Origin of the sequence: Streptomyces tirandamycinicus (assembly GCF_003097515.1) — a bacterium.
In the GTDB taxonomy this organism is placed as follows: Bacteria; Actinomycetota; Actinomycetes; order Streptomycetales; family Streptomycetaceae; genus Streptomyces; species Streptomyces tirandamycinicus.
The window spans coordinates 6,198,831-6,210,852 of record NZ_CP029188.1 but is presented as its reverse complement, the minus strand read 5'-3'; the positions used below and the strand labels follow the sequence as shown (position 1 = coordinate 6,210,852).

General features: G+C 72.8%; 9 protein-coding genes. 3 read left to right on the top strand and 6 right to left on the bottom strand.

Annotated elements, in window-relative coordinates; genetic code table 11:
* Window positions 1–71 precede the first annotated feature (71 nt).
* Together sph and DDW44_RS27105 are read left to right on the top strand one after the other, a co-directional pair.
* On the top strand, window positions 72–1,073 hold the full coding sequence (gene sph / locus DDW44_RS27110) for a sphingomyelin phosphodiesterase (RefSeq protein WP_108908091.1): 1,002 nt from the start codon (window positions 72–74) through the stop codon (window positions 1,071–1,073).
* Between the two features lie 92 nt (window positions 1,074–1,165).
* Window positions 1,166–2,191, top strand: coding sequence for a cation diffusion facilitator family transporter (locus tag DDW44_RS27105; RefSeq protein ID WP_108908090.1), 1,026 nt, complete (start codon window positions 1,166–1,168; stop codon window positions 2,189–2,191).
* 241 nt (window positions 2,192–2,432) lie between these two features.
* Here the strand turns inward: DDW44_RS27105 and DDW44_RS27100 are convergent, their stop codons facing one another.
* The gene (locus DDW44_RS27100; RefSeq protein WP_167455536.1) at window positions 2,433–2,999 is read right to left on the bottom strand and encodes a hypothetical protein; all 567 of its coding nucleotides are present in this window, start codon (window positions 2,997–2,999) and stop codon (window positions 2,433–2,435) included.
* Between the two features lie 276 nt (window positions 3,000–3,275).
* On the opposite strand from DDW44_RS27100, the gene DDW44_RS27095 reads away from it, so the two are divergent.
* Window positions 3,276–4,031: a MerR family transcriptional regulator gene (locus tag DDW44_RS27095; protein ID WP_018888969.1), complete on the top strand. Its 756-nt coding sequence runs from the start codon at window positions 3,276–3,278 to the stop codon at window positions 4,029–4,031.
* Between the two features lie 36 nt (window positions 4,032–4,067).
* Here DDW44_RS27095 and DDW44_RS27090 read toward each other — a convergent pair whose 3' ends face one another.
* The 5 genes from DDW44_RS27090 to DDW44_RS27065 all read right to left on the bottom strand — a co-directional run bounded on the left by DDW44_RS27090 (window position 4,068) and on the right by DDW44_RS27065 (window position 11,625).
* Window positions 4,068–4,691 (bottom strand): hypothetical protein, encoded by a 624-nt coding sequence (locus DDW44_RS27090; protein WP_244224122.1) that lies wholly within the window; start codon window positions 4,689–4,691, stop codon window positions 4,068–4,070.
* A gap of 999 nt (window positions 4,692–5,690) precedes the next feature.
* Window positions 5,691–7,889, bottom strand: coding sequence for a 3-hydroxyacyl-CoA dehydrogenase NAD-binding domain-containing protein (locus DDW44_RS27080; RefSeq protein ID WP_108908088.1), 2,199 nt, complete (start codon window positions 7,887–7,889; stop codon window positions 5,691–5,693).
* Window positions 7,890–7,932: 43 nt separating this feature from the next.
* The gene (locus DDW44_RS27075; RefSeq protein WP_108908087.1) at window positions 7,933–9,147 is read right to left on the bottom strand and encodes an acetyl-CoA C-acetyltransferase; all 1,215 of its coding nucleotides are present in this window, start codon (window positions 9,145–9,147) and stop codon (window positions 7,933–7,935) included.
* 151 nt (window positions 9,148–9,298) lie between these two features.
* Window positions 9,299–10,441, bottom strand: a complete 1,143-nt coding sequence (locus tag DDW44_RS27070) for an acyl-CoA dehydrogenase family protein (RefSeq protein WP_108908086.1) — start codon at window positions 10,439–10,441, stop codon at window positions 9,299–9,301.
* Window positions 10,438–11,625 carry a CaiB/BaiF CoA transferase family protein gene (locus tag DDW44_RS27065; RefSeq protein ID WP_244224121.1) on the bottom strand — a complete coding sequence of 396 codons (1,188 nt, stop codon included), beginning with the start codon at window positions 11,623–11,625 and terminating at the stop codon, window positions 10,438–10,440. The genes DDW44_RS27070 and DDW44_RS27065 overlap by 4 nt, the downstream gene beginning before the upstream one ends.
* Window positions 11,626–12,022 lie beyond the last annotated feature (397 nt).

Sequence of the window (12,022 nt, the reverse complement as noted above, 5' to 3'; positions counted from 1 at the left end):
TACCCCGAGGTAACAGCCGCTGCTTTGATGTGCGCGCCGATGTCAAACCCCCACAGGAAACAGGAGTCCCAGTGCCGCAATCCGTGCTCCGCCGCGCGTCCGGCGCAACCCTCTGCACGATGCTCGCCGCCGCGGCCCTGGCGGTCGCCGCGCCGCCGGCGTCCGCCGCCCCGGCCGGGCAGACCGCCGCGGCGACGCCCTCGCTGAAGGTCCTGACGTACAACGTCTTCCTGTTCAGCAAGACCCTGTACCCCAACTGGGGCCAGGACCACCGGGCCGCCGAGATCCCGAAGGCCCCGTACTTCCAGGGCAACGACGTCGTGGTGCTCCAGGAGGCGTTCGACAACTCCTCCTCCGACGCACTGCAGCGCAACGCCCGTGACCGGTACCCCCATCAGACCCCGGTGCTGGGCCGCAGCAAGAGCGGCTGGGACGCGACGGGCGGCGCGTACTCGGCGACGGTACCGGAGGACGGCGGGGTCACCGTCCTCAGCAAGTGGCCGATCGTGCGCAAGGAGCAGTACGTCTACAAGGACGCCTGCGGTGCCGACTGGTGGTCCAACAAGGGCTTCGTGTACACGGTGCTGGATGTGAACGGCAGCCGGGTGCACGTGGTGGGGACCCATGCCCAGTCGACCGACCCGGGCTGCGCGGCGGGGGAAGCGGCGCGGATACGCAGCCGGCAGTTCAAGGCGCTCGACGCGTTCCTCGACGCCAAGAAGATCCCGGCCTCCGAACAGGTCCTGGTGGCGGGCGACTTCAACGTCGACTCGCGCACCGCGGAGTACGCGGGCATGCTGGCCGACGGCGGGCTCGCCGGCGCGGACAGCCGGACCGGTCATGCGTACTCCTTCGACACCCGGGACAACTCGATCGCGGCCGACCGCTATCCGGGCGAGCCGCGCGAGGACCTGGACTACGTCCTGCACCGAGCGGGTCACGTCCGCCCGGCAGGCTGGCGCAACGACGTGATCAAGGAGCAGAGCGCGCCCTGGACGGTCACCAGCTGGGGCACCGCCTACACCTACACCAACCTCTCGGACCACTACCCGGTCGCCGCCTCCGGGCAGTAGCCGCGAGGAGGCAGTCGCGAGGCCTTCGCAGCTGGTCAGGACCCGCTTTTCGACAGTGGCTGCAACCCTGTCAGGCTGCCATGGTGGTGTCCATGACGAGTCAGGGACACCACCACGGGCACACGCACGGGCACGGGCACGGGCACGCGGAGGACCATGGCCGTGGACACCACCATCATCACCACCACGGTGAACGCATCGACAACGCGCTCGAAGGATCGGCCGAGGGGCTGCGGACGCTCTGGTTCTCCTTCGCCGTGCTGGCCGCGACGACCGTCGTCCAGGCGGTCATCGCGGCCCTGTCGGGGTCGGTGGCGCTGCTCGGCGACACGGTCCACAACGCCACCGACGCGCTGACCGCGCTGCCGCTGGCCCTGGCCTTCGTGCTGGGCCGCCGCGCCGCGACCCGGCGCTACACCTACGGCTTCGGCCGCGCCGAGGACCTGGCCGGGGTCTTCGTCGTCCTGGTGATCGCCGTCTCCGCCGCCTTCGCCGGGTACGAGGCAGTCAGGCGGCTGCTCGACCCGCAGGACATCACCCACCTCCCGGCGGTCGCCGCGGCCGGGCTCGTGGGGTTCGCGGGCAACGAGTGGGTGGCAAGGGCCCGGATCCGCACGGGGCGCCGCATCGGGTCCGCCGCGCTCGTGGCGGACGGACTGCACGCCCGCACCGACGGGTTCACCTCCCTCGCCGTGCTGCTCGGCGCCGGCGGCGCGGCACTGGGCTGGCGGTACGCGGACCCGCTCATCGGTCTCGTCATCACCGGGATGATCCTCCTCGTGCTGCGCGGCGCGGCGCGCGAGATCTGGCACCGGCTGATGGACGCCGTCGATCCGGCCCTGGTGGACGCGGCCGAGCAGGCGCTCTCCCGCGTCGAGGGGGTACGGAAGGTGGGTGTTGTGAGGATGCGGTGGCTCGGTCACACACTGCGTGCCGAGACCTCGGTCGAGGTCGACCCCGGCCTCACGGTCGTGCAGGCCCACGCCGTGGCGGTCGCCGCCGAGCACGCCCTGCTCCACGCGGTGCCCCGGCTGACGGGCGCGACCGTGCACATCGACCACGCGGACGCGGCCGGCCAGGACGCGCACGCCGCTCTGCACCACCACCTCGCCCGCTGACCGAAGACCCGTTGGCCGAGGTCTCGGGGGCCGAGGACCCACTGACCGAACAACCACTGGCCGAAGACCCACTGACCGATGGCCCTCGGCCCTTGAGCCCGCGGCACCGTGGACCATCGGCCCTCGAACCCGCGGCACCGTGGACCATCGGCCCCGGGCACACCGCCGGTCCCGGGACACCGCTTCACCGGTGCCGGGTTCCGGGTGCCGGGTTCCGGGTTCCGGGTTCCGGGTTCCGGGCCTACCGGTACCTGGCGGCGGCGCTCCAGGCGTACAGCGCGATGGTCGCGGCCACGCAGACGATGACCGCCCAGGAGCCGAAGCCGGTGTGCCGACCGGGACGCGAGGTCCGGGCGGGGCGCGAGGTCCGCGCCGGACGTGAGGTCCGCGCGGGACGGCCGGCGCGCGCGGGACGGGTCGGGCGCGCCGGTCGCGGGCCGCCCCCTCCGGAACGCAACGGGAAGCGCCTGGCCCGGACGGTGCGGGCGTCCGCGGAGGGCGCCGGGTGCGGCACCGGGTCCGCCGCGGTCTCGGCGAGCAGCCGACGGCAGACGGCGGCCAGTTCGGCCGTGCCCGCCGTGCCGCTCACCACCGCCTCCGAGCGTGCGGGGGCCGTCGTACCACCGTCGAGTATGCGGCCGGCGCGCAGCAGGAGCTCGCCCCGGCCACCGCTCGGCGCGAGGCTGATCCAGCGCCTTACGTGCTCGCCGCGGATGACCACGCCTCCCGCACGGTCCCGGTACACGGTGTGTTCACGCCACAGGACGTCCGCCAACTCCACAGCCGTCCCCCTGAGTTGCGCGCTCATGCTCTCCCCGTCCCGCCGTGCGCCGCTCGAACAAGCACCGCACTCTAGCGTCATCCGCCCAACCGGCCGCGCGCGGGCCGCGCTCCGGGGTCGTACTCCGGGGTCGTACGCCGTCGCGGGAGGCAGGCCCGCTCGACGGTCCGCGCCCGCACCAGCGGCTCCATCCGGGCCGGGCCCCGCGGACCGTCGGCCCCGATGCTCCCGGGTTTCACCACCCCGGTGAGACAGCAATACTGTTGCACTGGAGCCCGGTGCACGCAGGGAGCGAGGAAGACGATGGCGACCGAGACCGAGGGGCCGACGCTGACCGTCGACGAACTGGCCGCCCGCGCAGGCGTCACCGTCCGCACCATCCGGTTCTACGGCACCCGCGGGCTGTTGCCGCCCCCGCGGATCGGCCCACGCCGCGTCGGCCACTACGGCGCGGAGCACCTCTCCCGGCTGGCCCTGATCGAGGAACTCCAGCACCAGGGCATGACACTCGCGGCCATCGAACGCTACCTGGAGCAGCTGCCCCCGGGGCTGAGCGCGCAGGACCTGGCGATCCACCGGGCGCTGGTGGCCTCCTGGGCGCCCGAATCCTCGGAGGAGACCTGTCTGCGGGAGCTGGAGCGCCGGGCCGGGCGGCCTCTGTCGGAGCAGGACATCGACCGGCTCGCCGCCATGGGCGTGCTGGAACGGACCGCCGCGCCGGATGTGTTCCGGCTCGACGGCGGGCTGCTGCGGCTGGGCGTCGAGCTGCTCGACGTCCCCATCGCCCACGAGACCATCCTCGCCTCCCGCACCGTGCTGCTGGAGCATGCCCGCTCCGCCGCGCAGCAATTGACCGGGCTGTTCCGCGACGAGGTGTGGGGCCCCTACCGCGAGCGCGAGTCGGACCCGGACCATGTCGCCGCGATGAAGTCCCTCTCGGCCCATATGCAGCCCATGGTCGTCCAGGCCCTGGTCACGGCCTTCCAGCGGTCGCTGCGGGAGGAGCTCCGCGCGGCGTTCGGGTCCGGCGGCGGCATGCCCGGGTCCCGGCCCGGGTAGCGCCGGCGGACGGATCTCCACCCGGCGCGCCGCGGCTCAGCCGGGCGTCGGGCTGCCGAGGATCTCCCTGGTCCGGTCCCCCAGCTCGTCGCTCTGCGGCCGCACGGCCTCGGTGAGCTCCCGGCGCCGCTCCGGCGACGTCTTGGGATCCTCGATCCCCCGCAGGGTCCGGGTCAGCGGCTGTACGGCCTCGGTGAGCTCTCGGCGATGCTGCGGCGACGTCTTGGGACCCTCGATCAGCCGCAGCGCCACCGTCAGGCTCCGGACACTCTCCGTGTACGCGGCCCGCTGACCCGGCGGCGTCTTCCCGGCGATCTTCAACGCGCTGTTCAGCGGACGCACCACCAGCAGCAGGGCCGCGCGATGCTGCGGCGACGTCTTGGGATCCTCGATCAGCCGCAGCGCCACCGTCAGCTGCCGGGCACATGCCGTGTACGCGGCCCGCTGACCCGGCGGCGTCTTCCCGATGATCTGCAGTGAACCGGTCAGCGGACGCACCACCAGCAGCAGGGCCGCGCGTTCCTTCGGCGACGTCTTCGGATCCTCGATCAGCCGCAGCGCCATCGTCAGCTGCCCCACGCTCTTGGCGAGGGTGTGCCGGTCCTGCAGCGGTGTCTTCGGATCCTCGACCATCCGCAGGGTGGAGGGGAGCTGGTCCACGGTCTCCTCGAGCTCCGGGGGTACGTCCTGCCGCTTCGACAGCTTCGTGACGTCGTCCTTGAGTTGGGGCGTCAGCTGCCGCAGCTCTTCCTTCTGCCGGGCCGGGTCCTCGCCCTCCGGTGGGGGGTCCTGCGGCGGGGGCGGGGACTGGTCCGGAGGCGGAGGTGACTGCTGGTCCGGGGGCTCCTCGGGCTGCTCCGGGGGCGGCGGAGGAGATTCCGGAGGTGGCTCCGGCGGAGGCGGAGGAGGCTCCGGCGGCGGAGCAGGTGGCTCCGGCGGAGGCGGAGGAGGCTCGGGGGGCGGAGGTGGCGGCTCCGGCGGAGGCGGAGGGGGCTGCGGCGGAGGCTCGGGGGGCGGGGGTGGCTGGGGAGGCGGTTGCGGCGGGGGCTCGGGCTGAGCCTGGGCGTCGGCCGACGCCTGAGACCGGGCAGGGTCCGCTGCCGCGGGGCCGGTCACGCCGGCCGGTACGGTGAGCACCGCTACCATGCAGGACGCGCCGACGAAGCGGCAGATGCGGCGGCGTGCGATGTCGGCCATGGCGGCTCCAAGTGCGCTGCGCCCTTCGCGGACCGGCCTGCCGCCGCGCGCCGGAGATCGTCCCGGCGGCCACCGGAGCCTCTCGGCTCGACGGTTGCACCGGCGGCACACGTGCCAGTCTTGGAGGTCCGTCCGCGTTCCGCAACTCGGCCGTGTCTCCCCGTGATCCACGCCGGGCGGCATCTGCCGCCCCGCGGCCGGAGCGCCGCGGCCGAAGCCCCCGTACAGCGGCCGCGGCCGGTTCGCCGCCCTCGCCGTGGACGCCGGGCGGGGGCGCTGCGTGCATGTCCCGTCCGTCCGGACGGGGCCGCCGGCGGCGCGGGCCCGTCCGGATCGGGGACCCGGCCGAATCGCGGGCCCGGCCGGACGCGTCCCACCCGGATCGGGAGCCCACCCGGATCACGGGCCCGGCCGGTCCGGGCGCCGGACCGGCCGGGACGCCGGGTCAGTCCGGACGCCGGGTCACTCGTCGGTGAAGACCTCGCCGCGCTCGGCCTTCTCCACCAGGAGCGCCGGGGGCTCGAAGCGCTCGCCGTACGCCTCCGCCAGCTCGCGCGCCCGCGCGACGAAGCCGGGCAGGCCGTCGCCGATGCCGTCCCGGCCCTCGTACCCGTTGATGTACTGCAGGACGCCGCCCGTCCATGCCGGGAAGCCGATGCCCATGATGGAGCCGATGTTGGCGTCGGCGACCGACGTCAACACGCCCTCCTCCAGGCACCGGACGGTGTCCAGCGCCTCGGAGAAGAGCATCCGCTCCTTCATGTCCTCGAACGGCACGTGCACGCCGGGCTTGGCGAAGTGCTCGCGCAGACCGGGCCACAGCCCGGAGCGCCTGCCGTCGACGTAGTCGTAGAAGCCCGCGCCGCCGCTGCGGCCGGTGCGCCCGAACTCGTCGACCAGCCGGTCGACGACCGCGTCGGCGGGGTGCGGGGTCCAGGTGCCGCCGGACTCCTCCACCGCCCGCCGCGTCTCATTGCGGATCTTGCGCGGGAGGGTGAGGGTGAGCTCGTCCATCAGCGACAGCACCTTCGCCGGGTACCCGGCCTGGGCCGCGGCCTGCTCGACCGACGCGGGCTCGACGCCCTCGCCGACCATCGCCACGCCCTCGTTGATGAACTGCCCGATCACCCGCGAGGTGAAGAACCCGCGGGAGTCGTTCACCACGATCGGCGTCTTGCCGATCTGCCGGACCAGGTCGAAGGCGCGGGCCAGCGCCTCGTCACCGGTGCGCCCGCCCTTGATGATCTCGACCAGCGGCATCTTGTCCACCGGCGAGAAGAAGTGCAGACCGATGAAGTCGGCGGGCCGTTCCACCCCTTCGGCGAGCACGGTGATGGGCAGCGTCGAGGTGTTGGAGCACAGCAGCGCGTCCGGCTCGACGACGTGCTGGATCTCCTGGAACACCTTGTGCTTGAGCGCCGGGTCCTCGAAGACCGCCTCGATGACCGCGTCGCAGCCCGCGAGGTCGGCGGGGTCGGCCGTCGGAGTGATCCGGGCGAGCAGCTCGGCACGCTTGGCCTCGGTCGTCCGGCCCCGGCTCAGCGCCTTGTCCAGCAGCTTCTCGGAGTACGCCTTGCCCCGCTCGGCCGCGTCGGCGTTGACGTCCTTGAGGACCACCTCGATGCCCGCCCGGGCGCAGGAGTACGCGATGCCCGCGCCCATCATCCCGGCGCCGAGCACGGCGACCTTGCGGACCTTGCGCGGCTCGACGCCCTTGGGGCGGTTCGCGCCGGAGTTGACCGCCTGGAGGTCGAAGAAGAACGCCTGGATCATGTTCTTGGCGGTCTGGCCGGTGAGCAGCTCGGTGAAGTACCGCGCCTCGATGACCTGAGCCGTCTCGAAGTCCACCTGGGACCCCTCGACGGCGGCCGCGAGGATGTTGCGCGGCGCCGGGAACGGGGCGCCGTTCAGCTGCTTCTTGAGGTTGGCGGGGAAGGCGGGCAGGTTCGCGGCGAACTTGGGGTTCGACGGCGTACCGCCGGGAATCCGGTAGCCCTTGACGTCCCAGGGCTGCTGCGACTCGGGGTGCGCCTCGATGAAGGCGCGCGCCTTGGCCAGCATCTCCTCGGGCGTGGCGGCCACGTCGTGGACGAGCCCGTTCTCGAGGGCGCGTCGCGGGGAGTACTGGGTGCCCTGCAGAAGCACCTTCAGCAGCGCGTCGGCGATGCCCATGAGGCGCACGGTGCGGGTGACACCGCCGCCGGCGGGCAGCAGTCCCAGCGTGACCTCGGGCAGACCGATCTTGGACCCGGGGGCGTCGAGCGCGATGCGGTGGTGGCAGGCGAGGGCGATCTCGTAACCGCCGCCCAGTGCCGCGCCGTTGATGGCGGCGACGACGGGCTTGCCCAGGGTCTCGATCCGGCGCAGCGCCCGCTTGATGCCCATGCCCATGTCGAAGGCCTGCCGGGCGTGCTCGGGGCCGACCTTGATCATGTCCTTGAGGTCGCCGCCCGCGAAGAAGGTCTTCTTGGCGGACGTGAAGACGATGCCGCGGATCGAGTCCTTCTCGGCCTCGGCGCGGTCGGCGATCGCCGCGATCGACTCGCGGAAGGCCCGGTTCATGGTGTTGGCGGACTGGTCGGGGTCGTCCAGGACGAGGGTGACGATGCCGGTCTCGTCCTGCTCCCAGCGGATGGTGGTGCTCGTCGGCGTTGCGGTCATTGCTGCTTCTCCGTACGGGGGAAGGGGCGGGAGGGACGAGGGGTCAGACGCGTTCGACGATCGTGGCGATGCCCATGCCGCCGCCGACGCAGAGGGTGGCGAGGCCGTACCGCTTGTCCTGGCGCTCCAGTTCGTCGACGAGGGTGCCGAGGATCATGGCGCCGGTGGCGCCGAGCGGGTGGCCCAGCGCGATGGCTCCGCCGTTGACGTTGACCTTGTCGAGGGACAGCCCCATGTCCTTCACGAAGCGCAGGACGACGGCGGCGAACGCCTCGTTGATCTCGACGAGGTCGATGTCGTCGATGGTCAGCCCGGCCCTGGCGAGCGCCTTGCGGGTGGCGGGGGCGGGCCCGGTGAGCATGATGGTCGGCTCGGATCCGGAGACCGCCGCGGAGACGATCCGCGCGCGGGGCGCGAGCCCGTACCGCCGGCCGACCTCCTCGGAGCCGACTGCCACGAGCGAGGCGCCGTCGACGATGCCGGAGGAGTTGCCCGCATGGTGGACGTGGTCGATCCGCTCCACCCAGTGGTACGTCTGGAGCGCGACCGCGTCGAAGCCGCCCATGTCCCCGATGCCCGCGAACGACGGCTTGAGGGCGGCCAGCGAGTCCGCGGTGGTGCCCGGGCGCATGTGCTCGTCGTGGTCGAGGACGACGAGGCCGTTGCGGTCCTTCACCGGGACGACGGAGCGGTCGAAGCGGCCGTCCTTCCAGGCGGCGGCCGCCCGCTCCTGGGACAGCGCCGCGTAGTCGTCCACGTCCCGCCGGGAGAAGCCCTCGATGGTGGCGATCAGGTCGGCGCCGATGCCCTGCGGCACGAAGTGGGTGTCGAAGTTGGTCATCGGGTCGGCGAACCAGGCGCCGCCGTCGGACGCCATCGGCACGCGCGACATCGATTCGACGCCTCCGGCGAGGACCAGGTCCTCCCAGCCGGAGCGGACCTTCATGGCCGCCATGTTGACGGCCTCCAGGCCGGAGGCGCAGAAGCGGTTCTCCTGGACGCCCGCGACGGTGTCGGGCAGTCCGGCGGCGATGGCGGAGATCCGGGCGATGTCCGAGCCCTGGTCGCCGACCGGGCCCACGACCCCGAGCACGATGTCGTCGATCGCGGCCGGGTCGAGCCCCGGGAAGCGGGAGCGGATCTCGCGGATCAGGCCGACCACGAGATCGATGGGCTTGGTGCCGTGCAGGGCGCCGTCGGCCTTGCCGCGGCCGCGCGGGGTGCGGATCGCGTCGTACACATACGCTTCGGTACTCACAACAGAGCCTTTCGCATCACGGGTGAGGGTCGAGGGTGAGGCAGCGGGAGGTTCGGGGGCGGACGGCGGGCGGCCGTTGCCCGGGATGGCCCGGGATGACCCGGGATGACCCGGGAGGGAACGTCCGCCGGCCGGCCGGGAGAGCGGCCGGTCAGGAGAGCAGCGCGCGGCCGATGATCTCCTTCATGATCTCCGTGGTGCCACCGTAGATCGTCTGGATGCGGCCGTCCGTGAAGGCCCTGGCGACCCGGTACTCCGCCATGTAGCCGTAGCCGCCGTGCAGTTGAAGGCATCGGTCGGCGACCCGCTTCTGCAGTTCCGTGGCCCACCACTTGGCCATCGAGGCGTGCACCGCGTCCAGCCGCCCGTCGGAGTGGTCGACGATGCAGCGGTCGAGGAACGTCCGGGTCACGGCGCACTCGGTGGCCATCTCGGCTATCTCGAAGCGGATGTGCTGGAGCTTCGCCAGCGGCCGGCCGAACGCCTCGCGCTCCTTGACGTACCGCGTCGTGATCTCCAGCAGGTGCTCGGCGGCGGCGATGGCGGCGACGGCGATGCTCAGCCGCTCCTGGGCCAGATTCGTCATCAGGTGGCCGAACGCCCCGTCGCGCTGCCCGAGGAGGTTCTCCTTGGGGACCCGCACGTCGTCGAAGAACAACTCGGCCGTGTCCTGCGCCTTCTGACCGATCTTGTCGAGGTTGCGGCCGCGTTCGAAGCCCTCCGTGCCGCGCTCCACGACCAGCAGCGACAGCCCCTTGGCACCCCCTTCGGGGGCGGTCCTGGCGACGACGATCACCAGGTCGGCGAGGATGCCGTTGGAGATGAACGTCTTGGACCCGTTGAGCAGCCAGTGGTCGCCGCAGTCCTCGGCGGTGGTGCGGATGCCCTGGAGGTCCGAGCCCGCCCCGGGCTCGGTCATCGCGATGGCGGTGATGATCTCGCCGCTGCAGAAGCCGGGCAGCCAGCGCCTCTTCTGCTCCTCGGTGGCGAGGGAGGTGAGGTACGGGCCGATGACGTCGTTGTGCAGCCCGATCGCGAGGCCCGGGGCGCCGGCGCGGGTGAACTCCTCGGCGAGAACGGCACTGTACCGGAAGTCGGAGTTCCCGCCACCGCCGTACTCCTCGGGCACGGCGGGCCCCAGCAGGCCCTGGCGGCCGGCCGCCAGCCAGACGTCACGGGAGACGATGCCGTCCTTCTCCCACTGCTCGTAGTGGGGCAGCACCTCCTTGCCGATGAAGGAGCGGACGGTTTCGCGGAACGCCTCGTGCTCGGCGTCGAAGATCTGTCGTTTCATGTCGGAAGTCCCTTCGGGCCGGCTGCGGTCGGGTCCGGTCGGGTGGCGCAGGCGTCCAGGATGCCGGGAACGTCCCAGTCGCGGGCGATCTCCTGGGTGTCGGCGCCGGGTTGCGCGGGCGGACGGCGGACGGCGCCGGGGGTCGCGGAGAAGCGGGGAGCCGGGGACGGCTGGGTGATCCCGCCGTGGCCGGTGAAGGTGCCGCGGGCCACGAGGTGCGGATGGCCGGGCGCCTCCCGCAGCGAGAGCACCGGCGCCACGCACGCGTCGGACTCCTCGAACACCGCGGTCCACTCGTCCCGCGTCCTGGTCAGGAAGCGCTCGGCGACGGCGGCGCGCAGTTGCCCCCAGCGGGCGAAGTCCTTGCGGGCGGGCACCTCGTCCTCGATCCCGAGCAGCCGGATGAACTCGTCGTAGAACTGCTTCTCGAGCGCGCCGACCGCCATGTACCGGCCGTCGGCGGTCTCGTAGGTGCCGTAGAAGGGGCAGCCGCCGTCGAGCAGGTTGGCGCCCCGGCGGTCCTGCCAGCCGCCCGCGGCCATCATCCCGTGGATCATCGTGGCGAGGTGCGCGGCGCCGTCGACGATCGCCGCGTCCACGACCTGCCCGGTGCCGCCGGGGCCGCGGGCGTGCTGGAGTGCGGCCAGCACGCCGATGACGAGGTACAGAGATCCGCCCGCGTAGTCGCCGAGGAGGTTCGCGGGGACCACGGGCGGTTCGTCCGCCTTCCCGATCATGCCGAGCGTGCCGGTGATGGCGATGTACGCGATGTCGTGCCCGGCGCGCCCGGCGAGCGGCCCCTCCTGGCCCCAGCCGGTCATCCGGCCGTAGACCAGCCGCGGATTGCGGGCGCGGCACTCCTCGGGCCCGACCCCCAGCCGCTCGGCCACGCCGGGCCGGTAGCCCTCGATGAGTACGTCGGCGCGCTCGACCAGGTCGAGGACCCGGCCGGCACCCCCGTCGGCCTTGAGGTCGATCAGTACGGACCTCTTGTTCCGGTTCGTCAGGTCGTGCGCGGGGTCGATCGCGAGCCCGGGGCCACCGGGCCGGTCCACGCGCACGACGTCGGCTCCGAGGTCGGCCAGCAGCATGGCGGCGAACGGGCCGGGCCCGATGCCCGCCAGTTCGACCACCCGCACACCGGCCAGCGGACCGCTCGGCGGGCCGTGCCCTGTCGCTGCCATGAAGCCCCCAGCACTGTGACACAACTGATGTAACATCGGCGATGTTAAGAACACGTTCCACTCCGCACAAGCCCTTGGGGCGAGCAAGCGCCTGGTCGCCCCCGATCGGCGACGGGGTCCGCCGTCCGATCCGGGACCGGTAGTTTCCCTGCCTATACCCCGCCCCGTGCGTGCCGCGGCGCTCGTCGCACCGACGGCGGCACTGACGGCCGGGGCCGCTTCGCGCGCCGGTCGCCGTCTCCGCCGCCCGGGGCCCGTCCGCGACGGTGGGAAGCCGCGACCGTGGGAAGCCGCGACCGGTGCCGGGGCGGCGCCCGCGACGGCGGCACCGCGGCAGCAGCCCTCCGCACGCGATGTCCGCGTCCGGGGACGCCGCCACCCCCGAGGCCGGGGACAC

Bases quoted from the DNA above. Each gene is read 5' to 3' on its own strand.
- DDW44_RS27105 (WP_108908090.1), top strand. From the start codon at position 1,166: ATGACGAGTCAGGGACACCACCACGGGCACACGCACGGGCACGGGCAC.
- DDW44_RS27100 (WP_167455536.1), bottom strand. From the start codon at position 2,999: ATGAGCGCGCAACTCAGGGGGACGGCTGTGGAGTTGGCGGACGTCCTG.
- DDW44_RS27095 (WP_018888969.1), top strand. From the start codon at position 3,276: ATGGCGACCGAGACCGAGGGGCCGACGCTGACCGTCGACGAACTGGCC.
- DDW44_RS27080 (WP_108908088.1), bottom strand. From the start codon at position 7,889: ATGACCGCAACGCCGACGAGCACCACCATCCGCTGGGAGCAGGACGAG.
- DDW44_RS27070 (WP_108908086.1), bottom strand. From the start codon at position 10,441: ATGAAACGACAGATCTTCGACGCCGAGCACGAGGCGTTCCGCGAAACC.
- DDW44_RS27065 (WP_244224121.1), bottom strand. From the start codon at position 11,625: ATGGCAGCGACAGGGCACGGCCCGCCGAGCGGTCCGCTGGCCGGTGTG.